This window comes from Candidatus Microthrix subdominans, assembly GCA_016719385.1.
GTDB classification, from domain to species: Bacteria; Actinomycetota; Acidimicrobiia; order Acidimicrobiales; family Microtrichaceae; genus Microthrix; species Microthrix subdominans.
The window spans coordinates 116,406-135,516 of sequence record JADJZA010000009.1; the positions used below are offsets into that span (position 1 = coordinate 116,406).

A 19,111-nucleotide genomic window follows, 5' to 3' on the forward strand; every position below is an offset into this window, starting at 1 on the left:
CCGCTCACTGGATCACGCCCTCGTTGCGGGCCTTGTCTCTCAGCTCGATGAACTCCGCCTGGGTGTCGACGAACGCGTGAACGCCGGGTTCGACGAGCACGTAGTACATCCAGGCGCCCTCCTCGGGGGCGATGGCCGCCTTCAGCGACGCCCGCGAGGGAAGCCCCACCGGTGTGGGTGGCAGCCCCTGTTTGGTGCGCGTGTTGAACGGATCGGTCTCGTCGCGCAGCTCCTGGGTGGTCAGCTGGCCGCCGGGTTTGCCCTTCGAGTATACAGCGGTGGCGTCGATGCCGAGGATCTCCGGGGCCGCCAACCGGTTGTAGATCACCCGGGCGATCTGCGATCGCTCCTCGGGCGGCGTGCCGGCCTCCTTCTCGACCAGCGAGGCGACGATCACCGTCTCGTACGGGGTAAGCCCAACCTTCGCCTCGGAGTTCTGGAAGCCGAGCTCGTCGAGTTCGCTCGTCATCTGGTCGGCCAGCTTTTGGAGGATTGCTTCCGGTGTGGCGTCCTCGGAGAACTCGTAGGTGTCGGGGAACAGCATGCCCTCCCACTTGTTGTACTTGTCCGGCGGGATCTCGCCGTTCTCCAGCGGGGGCAGCTCGGCGGGCACGTACTTCGACGTCACCTTGCCCGAGTCCAGCGCGGCGAGGAAGTCCTCCTTGGAGATATCGGGAAACTGCTCCGCCAGGATGGTCAGGGCCTCGTCGAGTTCGACGCCCTCGGGGATGGTGACCCGGGAGGTGCCGACCGGGACCGGGCCCCCGTTAAGGACCTCGGTGACCTCGGCGAAACTCGAGTTCTTCTGCAGCTCGGGGTAGTCACCCGAACTCCAGCTGCCACCGGTGAAGCGGACGTACCAGCCGAACACCGACGCGTTGCTGATGATGCCGTTGTCCTCGAGCAGGAGCGCGACATCGGTGTCGGTGGCGCCCTCGGGAATGACGATGCCGACCGCCTTGCCGGGCTCGCCCGGGGGGTCGACCTTGCGCAGCACCCAAAAGACGGCACCGGCCGCCACCAACATGACGACACCCAACACAACGACCACGCCGATGATCCCGCGCCGGCCGCAGCCGTCGTTGCTGGCCAGGTCCTCGTAGCTCTGCTTGCGACCCGATCGCGGTGATGGCTCCGGCGGGGGCACGACGTCGGCGGGTGCCGGGTCCCACACGTCTCCGAGCGGCAGGCCGTGACCGTCAACCCATCCTCCGGCGCCGTCGTCGTAGACCGGACTGCCGTGCTCGTCGACGTAGCCGCCTTCCCCGTCCTCGTACACGAGGGTTTCCGCCGCCGGCCTTGCGTCCCGGGAAGGATCGTCGGGGTCGGCGACGATGACCGGGGTGCCGTCCTCGTAGACGAAGCCGCCGGCACCGTCGTCGAAGACGTGATTGTCCGCCTCGTCGGCGAAGGTGCCGTCGTCGTGTTGGAAGACCAGCACCGGAGTGCCGTGCCGGCCTTCCTCGTGCGCCGTGGTCTCCCAGTCGTCGGCCACGTCGCTCACCGGCTTCGCTCCGCGTCGAACGACCCCTGCTCGGTCAGCGCCAGATGAGCGCGCCGATCGAGCCACCCCTGAAGGATGACCGAGGCTGCGACGGCGTCGACGACGGCCCGGCGATTGCGGCCCGTCATGTTCAGTTGGTCCAACGAACGCTCCGCTGTGACGGTGGTCAAGCGCTCATCGTAGGTGAAAACCGGCACGTTCAGACAGCCTCGCAGCATTTCCACCTCGCGCAGGGCGCGCTGGGCGGCCGCTCGCTGCTGACCGTCGAGGGACACCGGCAGCCCGACGACCACCACGTCCACCTCGTACTCGTCGGCCAACCCGGCCAGGCGGCGGAAGTCGCCCGGGATGTCCTTGGTCCGCTGGATGGTCCGCAGCGGTGTGGCAACGCCCACCGCCCCGACCGCCACGCCGATGCGCTTGGTGCCGGGGTCGATGCCCAGCGCCCGCAGACGCCCTGGAGGCGGCAGCGCGTCCACCTCGGCCGGTAAGCCAGGGGTGTCGGCCGCGTCGTTCACGAGATCCCGAGCGCAGTGCGCAACATCTCGAGCGCCTCGTCGAGCCCGTCGGCGTTCTTCCCGCCGGCCACGGCCAGGTCGGCGCCCTTGCCGCCGCCGCCCGAGATCGCCTTGGCGGCGGGTGCCATCAGCTCGCCGGCGTGCAGGTCACCGTCCACGCTGGTGGCGACCACCAGCGTGACGCCCTTGCCGCCGGGGACGGCGCCGAGGACGACCGCTCGGATCCCGGGCCGGTCCCGCAGGGCCAGCGCCTGGTCGCGCACCTCGTCGCGGCTGGCGGCCTCCACCCGGGCGACGATCACCCCGTCGGTGGCGGTCTCGGCCAGCGACATCGCCTTGGATCGGGCTGCCTCGGTGCGCAGCTGGCCCACCTCTGCCCGCAGGGCCTTGTTGTCGTCGTTGCGTCGACGCATCGTCGCGAGCAGTTCGTCGCTTGAGGTTCCCAGCTCGGCGGCCAGCGCACCCAGCGTGGCCTCGTCACGACGGAGCAGCTCGATCGTGTTCAGCCCGGTCGAGGCCTCGATGCGTCGGATGTTCGACCCGATCGAAGCTTCGGAGGTGACCTTGACCGTGCCGATCTGGCCGAGCGCGCTCACGTGGGTGCCGCCGCACAGTTCGACCGACGGGCCCGCCTCCAGCACGCGGACGTCGTCGCCGTATTTCTCCCCGAAGAAGGCGATCGCGCCCCGCTCGTCGGCGTCGGAGCGGCTCATCTCCTCGTGGCTCACCGGCTCGCCGGTGAGCACCTCGCGGTTGACCAGGTCCTCGATGCGGACGATCTCGTCGGCGCTGAGCGCCTGGAAGTGGCTGAAGTCGAAGCGCAGGCGGGTCTCGTCGACCAGCGAGCCCTGCTGCTTGACGTGGTCGCCCAGCACCTGGCGCAGCGCCCAGTGCAGCAGGTGGGTGGCGGTGTGGTTGCGGCGGATGGCGTTGCGGCGTTCGACGTCGATCGATGCTGTGACCGTGTCCCCCGCCGACAGGCCGCCCACGTCGGGCGCTGCATCGTTCCCCAGCACGTGGCGGGTCAGCCCGGGCAGGGCGAAGGTGGTGTCGAGCACACGGGCGCTGCCCCCAGACCAGCTGAGCGTGCCCGTGTCGCCCACCTGGCCGCCGGACTCGGCATAGAACGGCGTGCGGTCGAGCACGACCGAGCCGCCGACGATGCCGAGCACGGTCGCCTCGGTCGTCGACACCTCCCGGCCGACGAACTCGGTGGGGCCGTTCTCGGTGATCAGCCGGCGAAACTCGTCGGCCGCCTCGCCCACCTCGACGCCGCCGCCCTTGGATGCCGCCTTGGCCCGGGCCCGCTGCTGTTCCATCTCGGCGTCGAAGCCGGCCAGGTCCACCTCGTGGCCTCGCAGCTGAGCCATCTCCTCGGTCACCTCGAGGGGGAACCCGTAGGTGTCGTGCAACTTGAAGGCCACCGCCCCGGGCAGGGTTGCATCGTCGTCGAGGCCGTCGAGCGCCTGGTCGAGCAGCGTCGATCCGTTGGCCAGCGTCGTGCGGAACTGGCCCTCCTCGCGTTCGGCGACGCCGAGGATCAGCTCGCTGTTGGTCCTCAGGTCGGGGTAGGCGTCGCCCATCATCTCGGCGCAGCGCTCGATCATCGGCACGAGCACCGCGTCGGACACGTCGAGGAGGTAGGCAAAGCGCACCGCCCGGCGCATGATGCGGCGCAGCACGTAACCGCGGTCCTCGTTGGAGGGGATCACGCCGTCCGAGATGAGAAAAGCCGTGCTGCGGGTATGGTCGGCCAGCAGCCGCAGGGCGATGTCGCCCAGGTCGCTGTCGCCCAGCGAGCGTCCGGTGACCTGCTCGGCGCCGCTGACCAGCTGGCGCATGCCGTCGGCGTCGTACAGCGAGGAGCTGCCCTCGGTAAGGGCCAGGGTGCGCTCGAAGCCGAGGCCGGTGTCGACGTTCGTGTTGGGCAGGTCGGTCAGCTGGCCGTCGGCGCCGCGGAAGTACTGGGTGAAGACCAGGTTCCAGAACTCGATGTAGCGCCACTCGGAGCCCTGGGCCGGCCCGCCGTCGGCGCCGAACTCCGGCCCGAAGTCGAAGAACAGCTCCGAGCTGGGCCCGCACGGGCCGGTCTCGCCCATCTCCCAGAAGTTGTCGGTGCCCATGCGCTGGATGCGCTGGCGGGGCAGGCCGACCACGTCCGCCCAGATCGCCTCGGCCTCGTCGTCGGTGGTATGCACGGTGGCCCAGATCCGGTCGCCATCGACCCCCAAGCCGCCCTCACCGACCGACGAGGTGACGAACTCCCAGGCCCAGGGGATCATCTCGGCCTTGAAGTAGTCGCCGAAGCTGAAGTTGCCCGCCATCTCGAAGAACGACAGATGGCGGGTGCTGCGACCGATCGCGTCGAGGTCGTTGTGCTTGCCGCCGGCCCGCACGCACTTCTGGATCGAGGACGCACGCGGCGGGTCGTAGGGCACCGCCTCCTCGCCCAGGAAGTACGACACGAAGGGCATCATGCCCGAGTTGGTGAACATCGGCGCCGAGGGGTGGTGTGGGATCAGCCCGGCGGAGGGCACCACCGTGTGGCCCCTCCGCTCAAAAAATCGGTCCCAGGCAGATCGCAGTTCATGTGCGCGCATAGCGGTCCGAGCCTACCGGCCCACGTGAGGGCTTCCCGCAGCGGTTACACTTCGAACGCATGTTCGCCCCATCCGCCGCCGACCACGTCAGCCCCGACCTGCTCAATCCCGAACAGCAGCGGGCGGTCCAGGCGCGCGGCGGTCACCTGCTGGTCGTCGCCGGCGCCGGCACCGGCAAGACGCGCACCCTGGTGGCCCGGGTGGTGGGGCTGATCGCCGACGGGGTCGATCCCAGCCGCATCCTGTTGTTGACCTTCACCCGCCGCAGCGCCGCCGAGATGTTGGGCCGGGTGGCAGCCGCCGAGCGGGACTGCTCGGGTGCCGCAGCGCAGGTGTGGGGCGGCACGTTTCACTCGGTGGCCAACCGCTTGTTGCGCACGTTCGGTGGCTCCGCCGGGTTGCCCCCCAACTTCACCGTGCTCGATCACGCCGACAGCACCGAGCTGATGGGGATGGTGCGCACCGAGGAGGGCTTCGGCGAACGGGCCAAGCGGTTCCCCAAGGCGCAGACCGTCGCCGCCATCTACAGCCGGGTGGTCAACAGCCAGGCCAAGCTGGCAGCGGTCCTCGAGGTGGACTACCCGTGGTGCGCCGATGATGGCGACGATCTAAAGACGATCTTTGCCGCCTACACCGCCGCCAAACGGCGCCATCACCTGCTCGACTACGACGATCTGTTGTTGTTCTGGCGTGGGGTGCTCGCCTCCCCCGCCGGCGCAGCGATGGCCGAGCGCTTCGACCACGTGCTCGTCGACGAGTACCAGGACACCAACCCGATCCAGTCCGACATCCTGCGTGCGCTGACCCGGGCGGGGACGCCGTACCAGGCCGGTACCCAGGTGTGCGCCGTCGGCGACGACGCCCAGGCGATCTACGGCTTTCGGTCGGCCTCGGTGGAGAACATGTGGGCGTTCGCCGAGCACTTCCCCGGCGCTTCGATCGTCACCCTGGAACGCAACTACCGATCGACCCAACCGATCCTGGCGGTGGCCAACGCCGTGCTGTCCGACACCACCCACTTCGCCAAGAAGCTGTGGACCACGCGCAGCGACGGGCCCCGGCCGATGCTGGCCACCCACCACGACGAGGGGGCCCAGAGCCGCGCCGTCGCCAACGCCGTGCTCGATGCCCGGGAGCGGGGGATCGACCTGCGCCAACAGGCGGTGCTGTTTCGCGCCGGCCATCACGGGGACTCGCTCGAGCTCGAGCTGACCCGGCGGGATATCCCCTACGTGAAGTTCGGCGGGCTGAAGTACCTGGAGGCGGCCCACGTCAAGGACCTGCTGGCGCAGCTGCGCATTCTGGAGAACCCCGCCGATGCGATGGCCTGGCACCGCGTGCTCGCCTCGTTGGACGGGGTGGGGCCGGCCACCGTCCGCCGGATCATCGCTGAACTGGGCCTGGTCGAGCCGGCGCCCGAGCCTTCCGGGGCGACCGCTGCTGCGTCGCTGGGCGACGATCCGTTGGGCCGTTTCATCGGCGGCGTGGGCGCCTTGCCGCCTGCGGCCACCGCCCAGGCCGCCGAGCTGCGCGCCGCGTTCGCCGACTGTCGGGGCGAGTCCCGGCCGCCGGCCGAGCAGGTGGAGCGCCTGGCGAGCTTCTGCGCGATGGTGTTTCCCGGCCGCTACGACAACGCTGATGTGCGGCTGGCCGACATCGGCCAGCTGGCCGCCAGCGCCGGCGGCTACCGCAGCCGATCCCGTTTCCTCGCCGAGCTGACCCTCGATCCCCCCGGCAAAACCTCCGAGCTCGCCGGTCCCCCGCACCTCGACGACGACTGGCTCACCCTGAGCACGATCCATTCGGCCAAGGGCGGCGAGTGGCGCGCCGTCCACGTGCTGCACGCCTCGGATGGCAACATCCCCTCCGACATGGCGCTCGGCGACGTCGACGCCATGGCCGAGGAGCTGCGCCTGCTGTACGTGGCACTCACCCGTGCCCGGGACGAGCTGTCGGTGCACGTGCCGTTGCGCTACCACGTCAACCGCCACGGTCACGACGACCGGCACCTGTACGGCCAGGTCAGCCGGTTCATCGAGCCGGCGCGCCATCTGTTCGAGGCCACGACCACTGCGGTGGATGCGACGCTCGACGAGGTGGTGGCCCTCGACGGCACGGTCGGGGTGGCCGACGAGGTCGACGCGCTGTTGGCATCCCTGTGGGATTGAGCGCCGTCAGCCGCAGCCGATCGCCTCGATCGTCTCGAGCGGGTCGCGATCGCCCCCCGAGCGCCAATCGTCGAGGAACGGTTGCGGGTAGGTAAGCCCCCGGCGGTTCTGCCAGCCGGTGAGGCACGCCGGGGACAGCCCGAAGTGGATGTGGCAGCCGGTTCCGGCGGCGTTACCGGTGTCGCCGACCGTTCCGACCTGGTCGCCCCCCGCAACCGACTGACCGGGTTCGACCGCCACCGACGCCAGGTGGCTGGTGTAGTAGCGCACGCCGCGATCGTCGACCAGCGACACGAACAGGCCGCTGCGGGTGGCCGGGTCGTCGCTGGCGCTGTCCCACTCGTCGGTCGTGGACACGTCCTCGATGACGCCATCGGTCACCGCCAACACCGGGGTTCCACAGGACGTGAACATGTCGGCCGCCGGGTAGTCGTGATGGCTCGAGTCGTAGTTGGTGTCCGCCGACGCCGACGGAAAGGTGAAGGTGCGGGGGCCGTCGGGCGCCGGGGCTGAGCCGGCGGGCACCTCGGTGCTGCCCGAGGGCGGCGCACGGCGCGCCGGATCGCTGATACGGCTGCCGAGCACCCCGGCGACGACGACCGCCACGATCACCGCGCACCCGAGCCCCAGCCACAACGCCGCTCGTCCGGACTTCGCCCGCCCGCTCACCCGGCCTCCATCGGACGCCCGTCGCCGCACCGAGTTCGTGGCGCCCGCGGCCCCGGCCCGCCGGCGTCGCTAGCGGCGCTGGGCACCGCTCCAGTCCCGCTCGTCCCACGGTTGCGCTCCGGCGGGACCCGCCGAACGCGCCTTGACCCGACCCTTGACCGCCCCTCCAACCTTGCCCGGAGCTCCCGCCGCCGCGCTGGTCAGCTTGCCGGCCGCCCCCTTGGCCAGGTTGGCCGGGGTGAGCTGTTCGCGCCTCGCCTGCAGCTCGGATTCGGCCCGCCGGGCGCCGACGACGCCTGCCGCAGCCCCGACCGCAAACCAGAATGCTCGCTTGGGAATCACGTCGTCTCCTCCCCCGCCGGCGTGGCGGGTTGGTCACTGGTCGTGTCGGGCTGTTCGACCGACGGTAGCGCCCCCCGGGCGGCCAGTCGCTGGGCGACGCGCCCCTCGTAGCCATGCTGGGACGGTTGGTAATAGCGCCGGCCGGCCACCACGTCGGGCAGGTACTGCTGATCGACCCAGCCGGATGGGTCGTCGTGCGGGTAGCGATAGCCGACGCCGTGACCCAGCCGTTTGGAGGCCTGGCCGGAGGTGTCGCGCAGCGGTGGCGGCACCTCGCCGACCAGCCCGCGTCCCACGTCCCCGAGCGCTGCGCCGATGCCCAGGTAGGCCCGGTTGGACTTGGGCGCCTGGGCCAGGTGGACGACCACCTGGGCCAGGTTGATCCGGGCCTCGGGCAGCCCGACCAGCTCGACCGCCTGGGCGCCGGCGGTGGCGACCACCAGCGCCATCGGGTCGGCCTCGCCGATGTCCTCGGAGGCCGAGATCACCAAACGGCGGGCGATGAAGCGGGGGTCCTCCCCCGCCTCGAGCATGCGGGCCAGCCAGTACAGGCCGGCGTCGGGGTCCGACCCCCGGATCGACTTGATGAACGCCGACGCAACGTCGTAGTGGGCGTCCACGCCGTAGCGCACCGCCTTGGCTCCCATCGCCCCCTCGACGTCGACCAGCGACAGGTCGATGGCCTCGGCGGGCGCCCCGGCCCCGGCCCGCGCCCGGGCCAGGCTGATCGCCACCTCAAGCGTGGTCAGCAGATGGCGACCGTCCCCTGCCGCCGCCACCGCCAGCACCTCAAGCGCCTCCTCCAGGCCACCATCGCCTGGCGGCCCGGTGGAGGTGAGCCCCTCGGCGGCGAGGCCCCGCCGGGCAAGGGTGACCAGCGCGTCGTCGTTCAGTGGCTCAAGGCGGAAAAGCACCGACCGCGACAACAGTGCCGAGTTGACGCTGAAGCCCGGGTTCTCGGTCGTGGCGCCGATCAGGATCACCAAACCGGTCTCGACCGCCGGCAACAGCGCATCCTGTTGGGCCTTGTTGAAGCGATGGACCTCGTCGAGAAACAGGATGGTGCGCCGGCCCCGCTCCCCCAGCCGGGCCTGGGCACCGGCGATCACCTCGCGCACGTCCTTGACGGTGGAGGTCACCGCCGAGCGGGCCTCGAGGTGGGCCGAGGAGGCGCCGGCGATCAACCGGGCCAGGGTGGTCTTTCCCGTGCCGGGAGGGCCCCACAACACCACCGAGGACAACCTGTCGGCTTCGACGAGCACCCGCATCGGCTTGCCCATCCCCAACAGGTGCTCCTGGCCGACAACCTCCTCGAGCGACCGCGGTCGCAACCGGTCGGCGAGGGGCGCCGACGCGGCGGCGAGCTCGTCGGCGGCGGCGCTGAAGAGGTCGTCGCTCACGGCGAGGGCGGGCCCACCGCTGCGGCCTGCTCACGGTTCCAGTCGACGCACTCCTCGTAGCTGGCGCCGGTGCCTCCAAACAGGTCGAGGGCCGACCCGATCGTCAGGTCGACGCGGCCGTCGGAACGTTCGGCGACCAGATCGAGGTCCTCGATCGACCGGGCCCCACCGGCATAGGTCACCGGTCGTCCGCCCCACCGGCCGAGCAGTTCGACCAGCTCGGCGTCGATGCCCTCCTGGCGACCTTCGACGTCGGCGGCGTGCACCAGCAGCTCGGAGGCGTGCTCGGCCACGTCGTCGAGCGCTGACGGGGTGATCTCCAGGTTGGTCAGGCGCTGCCAGCGGTCCATCGCCACCACCCACCGGGTGTTACCGGCACCATCCGAGCCGTCGGTGTCGGCTTCGTCGACGGGGATGCGCCGGGCGGACAGGTCGACGACGAGCGACTCGGCCCCCACCTCGGAGGAGAGGCGGGCGAGCGCCTGGGGGTGGAACCGGCCCCGGTCGTCGAAGAGCGACGAGGTGACGATCACCGCGGAGGCTCCGGCCTCCAACCACATGGCGGCGTTGGTGACGTTGACCCCGCCGCCCAGTTGCAGGCCCCCGGGATAGGCGGCCAGCGCCCGGCGTGCTGACGCGTCGTTCTCGGGGCCCAGCTTGATAACGTGCCCGCCGGTCAGCCCATCGGCGCGATAGCGCTCGGCGAAATAGGCGGCGGGGCGCTCGCTGCGGTGGTTGGTGACCGTCGACGACCCGTCATCGGAGTAGGTGCCGCCGACGAGCTGGACGACCGCTCCCCCGGCGAGATCGATGCAGGGCCGAAAGCGGGTCATGTCGTCGGCGGCAGCAGGCGCAGCCCCAGCTCGTCGAGCTGGTCGGCCCCGATCGGGCCCGGCGACCCGGTCAGCGGGTCGGCGCCGCTCTGGGTCTTGGGGAAGGCGATGACCTCCCGGATGTTCTCCTCGCCGGCCAGGATGGCGACCAGCCGGTCGATGCCGTAGGCGAAGCCGGCGTGGGGCGGGGCGCCGAAGCGCAGCGCCTCCAACAGGAAGCCGAAGTTGGCTTCAGCCTCGGAGTCGGAGATACCGAGCAGACCGAACACGGCCTCCTGCACGTCGCTGCGGTGGATCCGCACGCCGCCGGAGCCCAGTTCCCAGCCGTTGATCACCAGGTCGTAGCTCTGGCTGCGCACCTTCAGCAGCTCGTTGGGATCTCCCAGCTCACCGGCCGCGCCTGCCTGGAGCAGGGCCAGGTCGTCCTCATGGCACATCGTGAACGGGTTGTGGGCCGGCACCGGCCGGCCGGTCACCTCGTCGATCTCCTCGAACAACGGGAAGTCGATCACCCAGCGCACCTGCACGCCGCCCTCGGCGATCGGGGGTCGGCCCAGCTCGAGGCGCAGCAGCCCGAGCACGTGGGTGGTGCGCCGCCACTCGTCGGCGACGAGCAGCAACAGGTCGCCCTCGGTGGCCTCGGTGCGTTCGGTGAGGGCCGTCATCTCGGCCTCGGAGAGGAACTTGGCCACCGGCGAGTCGAGCCCGTCGGCCTTCACCCGCATCCACACGAGGCCCTTGGCGCCCCAGCGTTTGGCCGACTCGGTCAGCTCGTCGAGGCGGCGGCGGGTGAGCTCGGCGCCGCCCGGCACCCGAATCGCCTTGATCGACGGAGCCTTGAATGCGTTGAAGCCGGTCTCGGCGAACACGTCGGTCACCTCGCGCAGCAAAATGTCGAAGCGCACGTCGGGCTTGTCCGAGCCGTAGGTGTCCATCGCGTCGTGCCAGCTGATGCGCTCGATCTCGCCGACCGGCCGACCGGTGACGCCCTCGATCGCCGCCGAGATCGTCGACCCGATCACGTCGAGCACCTCGTCGCGGCTGGCGAAGGCCAGCTCGGCGTCGAGCTGGGCAAACTCGTACTGACGGTCGGCCCGCAGGTCCTCGTCGCGCAGGCAGCGGGCGATCTGGTAGTAGCGGTCGATGCCGCCGACCATGCACAGCTGCTTGTACATCTGGGGAGACTGGGGCAGGGCGTAGAAGGTGCCCGGGTGCTGACGGGAGGGCACGACGAAGTCGCGGGCGCCCTCCGGGGTGGACGCGATCAGCATCGGGGTTTCGATCTCGACAAACCCCTCGTGCTCCATGGCGGTACGGATCGAGGAGTTCACCCGGGCGCGCATGCGCAGGTTGGACTGCATCTTCTCGCGCCGCAGGTCGACGTAGCGGTGCCGCAGGCGGATCGTCTCGTCGACCGCGTCGGCCCGGTCGTCGACGGGGAACGGCGGCGGTTTGGCGGCGCTGAGCACCTCGACCTCGGCCTCGCCGATCTCGACCTCGCCGGTGTCCAGGTCGGCGTTGACCGTGCCCTCGGGTCGGGGGCGGACGACGCCGGTGATCTTCACCACCCACTCGGAGCGGACGTCGACGTCGTGGTCGATCACGCACTGGACGACCCCGGTGTGGTCGCGCAGGTCGATGAACGCCAGGTGCTCGCCGTGCTCGCGTCGGCGGGCGACCCATCCGGCCACGCTGACCCGCTCACCAACGTTGGCGGCCCGCAGCTCCCCGCAGCGGTGGGTGCGGTAGGGCGGGTTGGCGGATACGGCGGGGGTGTCTTCGATGCTCGGCACGAGGATCGATCCTACCGACCGGCGGCGGCCGCCCGGCAGCCGGGGTTCGGTCGGTGCCGCTCACCGGCGGACAGGCGTGGCAGAGTTGGCGCCGGTGAGGGTCGGACGAACACGGGGGCACTGTCGATGGGGTTTATGAAACCGAGCGCGCCCGAGTTCGACACGGCGGCGTGGCCGGCGCTGCCCTACCCCGAGCGTCTCCGGCTGATGTGTCACACCTGGGCGATGCAGGGCTTCGGCGCACCGCTGGTCGCCTACGGCTTCTACGTCGTGAAGCTGGTGCTCTTCGTCGGCGGATTCATCGTGTTTGCGCGGTTCACCGACGGCGTCGACTCGCTGGGGAGTATCGGTGGGTGGTGGGCCCGACCGCAGGTGTTCGCCAAAGCGGTGTTGTGGTGCCTGGTCTACGAGGCGATGGGCCTGGGCTGCGGCAGCGGACCGCTGACCGGCCGCTACTCGCCCCCGGTGACCGCCGGGCGTGCGTTCCTGCGGGTCGGCGGCGTGCGGCTACCACCCTGGCCGCAGCTTCCACTGACCGGGGGCAGCCGCCGGAACGCCCTCGACGTCGGGCTCTATGGCGCGCTGTTGGCGTTAACGCTTCGGGCCCTGCTCGCCGGGGATCCGCTCGCCAGCCGGTGGATCGTCACCCCGATCATCGTCGTGATGGTGCTGGCCGGACTGCGCGATCGCACCGTGTTTCTTGCCGGGCGATCCGAGCACTACCTGCTCGCCGCCTTCGTGTTGTTGTTTCCCTCCGAGCTGTGGGCCGGCGAGCAGGCGGTGCAGGCCGGCCTGTGGTTTTGGGCGGCCACCTCCAAGCTGAACCACCACTTCCCCAACGTGATCGCGGTCATGTTGTCCAACAACCCGTTCTTTCGGTCGCGGCGGCTGCGCCGGTGGTTGTACCGCGACTTTCCCGACGACCTGCGCGGATCGAGGTGGGCCGCCTGGGTGGCCCATGGCGCCACCGCGCTGGAGTACGCAGCACCGCTGGTGCTCGTCTTCGCCCCGAGCGGCCCGGTCCGGGTGGCGGCCCTGGTGGCGATCGTCGCCTTTCACACCGTCATCCTCACCAGTTTTCCGCTCGGGGTGCCGCTGGAGTGGAACCTGTTCTTCATCTACTCGGCGCTCGTGCTGTTCGGGGCCCACGGCGACGTGCGCATCTGGCACCTGAGCAACCCGCTGCTGATCACGGTGCTGGTGGTCTGCCTGGTGGCGATCCCCGCCTACGGCAACGTCCGTCCCGATCGGGTGTCGTTCCTGCCCGCCATGCGCTACTACGCCGGCAACTGGGCGATCGGCACCTGGCTGATGCGACCGGGTTGCCTCGACCGCATCGAGGACACGCTGCGCTGTGCGGCCGCCACGCCGGCCCAGCAGCTGGAGGGGCTTGGCGACGACACCGACGTCCCCCAGGCGCTGGGCCGGGGCCAGGCATTTCGGGCCATGCACCTGCACGGGCGGGCGCTGGCGGCGCTCGTGCCGCTCGGAGCATCGGGCATGTTGGACGATTCTGCGTACCCGGACCCGACCGCGCAGTTGGCACCCGATGAGCTCGAGGTGCTCGACGGCGAGATGGTCGCCGGCATGGTGCTCGGCTGGAACTTCGGCGACGGGCACCTGCACGACGAGCGATTCCTGGAGATCCTCCAGGAGGCCTGCGGCTTTGCCCCCGGCGACGTGCGGGCGGTGATGATCGAGGGCCAGGCACTCGGCTCCCCGACGATGGCCTGGCGCATCGTCGACGCCGCGTCGGGCACGGTGGCCAGCGGCAACCTGGTGGCGGCCGACCTGCTCGATCACCAGCCGTGGGAGGCGAATGGGCTGGCGCTGCACGCCGAGGCCTGAGCCGGCCTCGCTACAACACCTCGAACGCCGCTCCGCTTCTCCGTGCATCGGGTACCGTTCGGCTTCGGGGGAACGATGATGCGTCCGAGCGAGTCGTCCGACGAACGCCAGCCTGACGACGGCAGCGCTCGTCCGCTGGAGCTGCGCGTGCACGGGGTGGGCAACCCGCCCGACGACACGGTGCTGCCACCGGCCGGCTCCGAGACCCACACCGAGGTGCGCCTGGTTCGCTGGGGTCACCTGATCGCGGACAATCGCTGGTTGCCCCTGTGGGTGCTGCTCGCCCCGTTCACGCTGGCCAACGTCGCCGGTTGGATGCACCCGGCCAACGCCCCCCGACGGGCCGCGTGGTGCCGCCGCATCGCCCATGTGGTCGGCATCAGCCTGACGGTGACGACGACCGCCTGGGTCACCCAGCTGGTCGTCGACGTCATCGCCTGGCAGGGCCTGGTCGGCCTCGATGTCTGGACGTACCACCCGCTGCGGCGCCTGTGGTTGGCGGTGGCGGTCACGTTCCTCGGCATCGTCGGCGCCTTCACCCTGGCCGGCCGCACCCGCGCCGCCGCCGAGGCGGTCGCCCCCTACACCGCCGCCCCGGAATCGAGGGGTGGCGTCGACGACGATGAGCGGATCTTCAACCCGGCCTTCTTCGCCCACGAGCCGGACCTGGCCTTTCTGGCGATCGTCCACCAGCTGTTCGCCCTGGGCACCCTGGTCCTCACCGCCGTGTTGGCCTTCCATCGCGCCGGGGCGGCGCCTACCCCGGTTCCTGGGCAGCCGGTGCCCCTCGGCCTGGGCGACGTGTTCGCCACGGTCGGAGCTGCGCAGTGGATCGGCGTGGGGCTGCTGGCGGTCGCCGGCCTGGAGCGGCCCGGGCTGTGGGGCCGGCGCTGGCGCATCTCCGGACCGGCGGTGGCGATGGGGCTGGCGATCCTGGCGTCCAATGCCGGCTGGTCCGGCGTGATGTTGGTCGCCCGCCGAACGCTCAGCTGGCTGGGCGGGGCTCAGATCACCCTGGGCTCGGAGGTGGCCCTGGTGGAGAGCTTTACCGCCGGTGTGGTCGCTGCCGCGCTGCTCGCTGCGCTGATCGCCGCGGTTGCACTGCTGCGGGGAGGACGTGGCGACACGACCCTCCCGGCCGTCCCCCGAACGCTCCTCGTGCTGCGGGTGCTGATCCGCAACGTCGACCTGATCGCCTCGGCCGGGGTGGCCGTGGCGTTCGCCGTGGGCGGGGCGCTGTTCGTCGCCCGGTTTCAGCGCCCCGCCGACGTGTTGGCCCCCTGGCCGGTGCGCATCGAGTCCCCGGGTGCCGGGTGGCTCACCCGGGTGACCGCAGCGGTGCCGCTCCTGCTCGCATTGGGGGCGGCAACAGCAGCGCTGGCCACCCGCTCGGTGCCCCGCCTGCGGCCCTGGGCGGCATCGGTGTGGGAGGTGCTCACCTTCTGGCCGCGCCGTTTCCATCCCCTGGCGATCACCCCGTATTCCGAGGTCGTCGTGCCCGAGCTCCAGCTCGAGGTGGTCGACGGACTTCGGCAGGGGCGCCGGGTGGTCGTTTCGGCCCACAGCCAGGGCTCGGTCCTGGCGGTGAGCGCCCTGGCCGGCCTGGCCGGGGGCGGGGTCGACCTGGCCGGGTCCTCGCTCGTCACCCACGCCTGCCCGATCGGCCCCCTCTATGGCCGGTTCTTCCCCCACCAGTTCGCACCGGAGGCCCTCATCCCGCTGGCCGAGCACCTTGCGGTCGGCGCCCGTACGGGCTCGACCTGGATCAACGCCTGGCGACGCGGTGACCCGGTCGGCGGCCCGGTCGGGTCGGTCGGGTCGGTCGATGGAACCAGCGTGCAACGCGGCCCCGTCGAGATGCCGCTCGGAGGGGTGGGCCACACGGCGGCCTTCGACGACCCCGAGGTGCGACGGGGCATCGAGCTGTTGCTGGCGAGCACTCCCCGGCCGATCCCCGACGAGGTCTTGCCGCGGCTTGACCGCATCCGCTTCTCACCCAAGCCGATGGTGGGCTGGTTCGACCCGTCGGTGCTGTTCCGCGCCGGATCCAGCCTGACCCTCACCGAGGCGGTCGGGCCCTTCGCCGACCGGCGCGAAGTGCTCGCCGCTCTTGATCCGGACGCCGCCGTCATCGACCTGGCGGAGGCGGTGCCCCGAGCCGACCCGTACACGCCGGTGTGGGTCGACTTCGTCGCCGATACCGGCGACGGCCACGTGCCCACGATGGCGGTGGCCTGGCACCTGGCCAGGGGGCTGACCCCAAGCGACACCGACCGGGGGCCCGACGACGAACCGACGGTGACCAGAGCGATCGAGCTCGCCCGGGAACCAATCTGGGACGAGGCGGTGGCGCTGACCCCGCGCAGCCGCCCCGCCGGCCCCGACGTGGCCCTGCCGCGCGGCTCGCTGCTGGTCATCGGCGGCGATCTCGGCTACCCGGTCGGCACCTCCGACACCTATCGGGACCGCCTCGCCGGCCCCTACCAGCAGGCCTGTGACGGTGTGGGGCCGTCACCGGACGGGACGGAGCCGCTCGTCGTGGCCATCCCCGGCAACCATGACTGGTACGACGGGCTGGACGGATTCGCTGCGTTGATGTGCGATCGGGTCCGCCTTGGCGCGTGGCGCACGGCGCAGCGCCGGAGCTACGCAGCGGTGGCGCTGGCCCCCGGTTGGATGCTGTGGGCGGTCGACGGCGGTGTCTCCGGCGGCGACGTCGACCCGACCCAGCTCGACTACTTCACCCGGATCGGCGCCGACCTTTCACCGGATGTCAGGGTGATCCTCACCTGGCCGACCCCGGCATGGGCGACCGGTCATCGCCACGGCGAAGCCCAGGTGGCGCTCGACCGCTTCGTGATCGACACCCTGGGCGACCCCCGCCGGGTGGCGCTGTACCTGAGCGGTGACAGCCACCATTACGCCCACCTCATCGACGAGCAGCACGGTATCCACTACGTGACCGCCGGGGGCGGAGGCGCGTTTACCCACCCCACCCACACGCTGCAGCGACGCAGCGATCACCACTCCCCTGCCCGGGCCACCGTCCCCGCCGGAGCAGATGGCGCAACCGGGTTCGACCCTGCAGCCGGTCCGGTGCACCTCGACGGAGTCCCACCCGGCGAGACCGCCTTTGCCCTGACCGATGCCACCGGTCGCTTCGGGCCCCGCACGCTGCGACTGGGAGCGGTGTTCCCCACCTTTCGCCAATCCCGGCTGGCGTTGCTGCGCCACCTGGCCTTCCCGTTGATCAACCCTGGCTTTCTCGTCGTCACTGGCGCGATCAGCGCGGTGTTCGCCATGATCGCCGTGTTCACCGTCGGCGCTGGGCGCGAGCTGCTCGTCGGCCTCGACGGTCTGGCCGGTCACCTGATGACCAGGTACTGGGCCAATCCGCTCAGCTGGATTCCGTTGCTCATCGTGCTCGTCGCTACCACGCTGTTCGCCCGAGCCGAACGAGCCGACCGCGCCAGCGTCTTTACCGCGCGGGCGGTCGGTTTTGCCCATGGGCTGGCGCAGCTGGCGGTCATCGACGCCGTGCTCGGTTGGGCCTCGTCGGCCGGCGAGCGGCTGGGCAGCCTGGTCAGCGGACGGGACCCGGCGTCGCTGCTCGGCGTGACGATCTCCGCGCCGTCGCTCGTCGGCGGCATCGTCACGGTGGTGGTCGCCGCCGCCGTCGGCGCCCTGGCCTCGGCCTGGCTGCTCGCCGCCTACCTGGTCGTCTCCAACCTGGCCTTCGGCATGCACGACAACGAGGTGTTCTCAGCCCTGCGGCTCACGTCCTACAAGCATTTTCTGCGCATCCGGGTGGAGCCCTCGGGCGACCTGACCGTCTACCCGGTCGGCCTGGCGGCCACCCGGCGGCCGCTCCGCTGGAATGCGCCCTCGGGGGGCGTGGGCATCGACGCCCACCCGGCGACCTTCGCCAGCGATCCGCGCCTGATCGAGGCACCGTTCACGTTCGCTCGACCGTCCTTTCCAGCGCCCACAACCACAACCACACCCGCCCCTGTCCCGGACCCGACCGGGATGGGTCTCAGCGACCGAGCTCGGCCAGCACCGCAGCGACAAGCTGATCGAGCGGCACCTGGCGCTGAGGCGTCTCCGAGCGGTCTGGCCCACCCCGCAGCGGACGCAGCGTCGCCGCTCCGGCCTCCAGCTCGTCAGGTCCGATCAGCACCGCCACCTGGGCGCCCGAGCGGTCCGCCGCCTTCATCTGGGCCTTCATCGACCGGGGTCGACCCAGCCCCGCCTCGGTGAGCTCTCCGGCCCAGGAGCGATCGGTGGCCACGCCCGCTCGTCGCAGCGCTTCGGCGATCTCGAACCCGTACAGCGAACCGGTCGTGTCGACGACGAAGCAGTCGAGCGCCGTCGTGGGGGCATCGAACACGCCTTCGGCATCGCAGGCCAGCAGGGTGCGGTCAACGCCGATGGCGAAGCCGACGCCGGCGGTCGGCGGGCCGCCCAGCGCCTCGACGAGGCCGTCGTAGCGGCCACCGCCGCCGAGCGCGTTCTGCGAGGAGTCGAGCGCCTCGGTGGCGAACTCAAACGTGGTGCGCCGGTAGTAGTCCAGCCCTCGGACCAGCTTCGGCGACACCTCGGCCTCGATCCCCAGTGCGTCGAGGCCGGCCAGCACCCGTTCGAAGTGGGTGACCGACGCCAGGCCGAGGAAGCTGGACAGCTGCGGCGCACCGGCGATGATCGGCTGGTCCTCACTTCGCTTCGAGTCGAGCACCCGCAGCGGGTTGCGCTGAAGCGTCGTCGCCGCCTGCTCGGACAGGTCGCCCAGGTGATTGGACAGATAGGCCGCCAGCGCGTCGACGTAGGCGGCCCGCTCGGCGGCCTCGCCCAGCGAGTTGACCAGCAACCGCAACCGACGGAGCCCCAAGCCGCGAAAGAAGCGCCAGGCCAGCGCAATCGCCTCGGTGTCCAGGTCCGGGTCCTCGGAGCCCAAGGTTTCCAGCCCCACCTGGTCGAACTGCCGGTAGCGGCCCTTCTGGGGCTTCTCGTAGCGAAACTGCGGCCCGGAGTACCACACCTTCCAGGGCAGCACCGCCGGCCGGTGCTCGGTGAAGGCCCGGCACACCGACGCTGTCAGCTCGGGTCGCAACGCCATCGCCCGTCCGCCCTTGTCGGTGAACTCGTACATCTCCTTGGTGACGACGTCGGTCGACGCGCCCACCCTGGTGAACACACCCAGATCCTCGAACATCGGCGTGGCCAGGTGGCGGTACCCGGCCAGCTCGGCCGCATCAGCGAAGCGCTGCACCAGCGCCCGGCGCCGCTCGGATTCGGGGCTGAGCACGTCCCGGGTGCCGATCGGTGCGGTGAAACGTTCCGGGCGGGCGGGTCGGGCCGGTTGAGCCGGTTGGGTTGGCTGATTGGTCGACGGATCGGTCTCGGGCACGGCGACCGATCGTAGCGGGGTGCGGCGGG

Annotated in this window: 11 protein-coding genes; 2 read left to right on the forward strand and 9 right to left on the reverse strand. The window is 70.9% G+C overall.

Annotated features, from left to right (window positions below; all coding sequences use genetic code 11):
* Positions 1-4 precede the first annotated feature (4 nt).
* The 3 genes from mltG to alaS are packed head-to-tail and all read right to left on the reverse strand — an operon-like array spanning position 5 to position 4,622.
* A complete protein-coding gene (gene mltG / locus IPN02_17055; GenBank protein ID MBK9298496.1) occupies positions 5-1,504 on the reverse strand; it encodes an endolytic transglycosylase MltG in 1,500 nt (499 codons plus the stop codon).
* On the reverse strand, positions 1,501-1,983 hold the full coding sequence (gene ruvX / locus IPN02_17060) for a Holliday junction resolvase RuvX (GenBank protein ID MBK9298497.1): 483 nt from the start codon (positions 1,981-1,983) through the stop codon (positions 1,501-1,503). The genes mltG and ruvX overlap by 4 nt, the downstream gene beginning before the upstream one ends.
* A gap of 35 nt (positions 1,984-2,018) precedes the next feature.
* Positions 2,019-4,622 carry an alanine--tRNA ligase gene (gene alaS, locus IPN02_17065; protein ID MBK9298498.1) on the reverse strand — a complete coding sequence of 868 codons (2,604 nt, stop codon included), beginning with the start codon at positions 4,620-4,622 and terminating at the stop codon, positions 2,019-2,021.
* Positions 4,623-4,681: 59 nt separating this feature from the next.
* Here alaS and IPN02_17070 point away from each other — a divergent pair, with 59 nt between their 5' ends.
* Positions 4,682-6,790, forward strand: a complete 2,109-nt coding sequence (locus tag IPN02_17070; protein ID MBK9298499.1) for an ATP-dependent helicase — start codon at positions 4,682-4,684, stop codon at positions 6,788-6,790.
* A 6-nt stretch (positions 6,791-6,796) separates the two neighbouring features.
* Here the strand turns inward: IPN02_17070 and IPN02_17075 are convergent, their stop codons facing one another.
* The 5 genes from IPN02_17075 to aspS form a co-directional block, all read right to left on the reverse strand.
* The gene (locus IPN02_17075; GenBank protein MBK9298500.1) at positions 6,797-7,459 is read right to left on the reverse strand and encodes a M23 family metallopeptidase; all 663 of its coding nucleotides are present in this window, start codon (positions 7,457-7,459) and stop codon (positions 6,797-6,799) included.
* Between the two features lie 69 nt (positions 7,460-7,528).
* On the reverse strand, positions 7,529-7,801 hold the full coding sequence (locus IPN02_17080) for a hypothetical protein (protein MBK9298501.1): 273 nt from the start codon (positions 7,799-7,801) through the stop codon (positions 7,529-7,531).
* The gene (locus tag IPN02_17085) at positions 7,798-9,201 is read right to left on the reverse strand and encodes a replication-associated recombination protein A (protein MBK9298502.1); all 1,404 of its coding nucleotides are present in this window, start codon (positions 9,199-9,201) and stop codon (positions 7,798-7,800) included. Before IPN02_17085 ends, IPN02_17080 begins: the two co-directional genes overlap by 4 nt.
* The gene (hisA, locus tag IPN02_17090; protein MBK9298503.1) at positions 9,198-10,034 is read right to left on the reverse strand and encodes a phosphoribosylformimino-5-aminoimidazole carboxamide ribotide isomerase; all 837 of its coding nucleotides are present in this window, start codon (positions 10,032-10,034) and stop codon (positions 9,198-9,200) included. Before hisA ends, IPN02_17085 begins: the two co-directional genes overlap by 4 nt.
* Positions 10,031-11,818, reverse strand: a complete 1,788-nt coding sequence (gene aspS / locus IPN02_17095) for an aspartate--tRNA ligase (GenBank protein MBK9298504.1) — start codon at positions 11,816-11,818, stop codon at positions 10,031-10,033. Before aspS ends, hisA begins: the two co-directional genes overlap by 4 nt.
* A gap of 144 nt (positions 11,819-11,962) precedes the next feature.
* On the opposite strand from aspS, the gene IPN02_17100 reads away from it, so the two are divergent.
* Entirely contained in the window at positions 11,963-13,675 is a 1,713-nt protein-coding gene (locus IPN02_17100; GenBank protein MBK9298505.1) for a DUF3556 domain-containing protein, read from the forward strand.
* 4,036 nt (positions 13,676-17,711) lie between these two features.
* Here IPN02_17100 and IPN02_17105 read toward each other — a convergent pair.
* Positions 17,712-19,082, reverse strand: a complete 1,371-nt coding sequence (locus IPN02_17105) for a histidine--tRNA ligase (GenBank protein ID MBK9298506.1) — start codon at positions 19,080-19,082, stop codon at positions 17,712-17,714.
* Between the last annotated feature and the right edge of the window lie 29 nt (positions 19,083-19,111).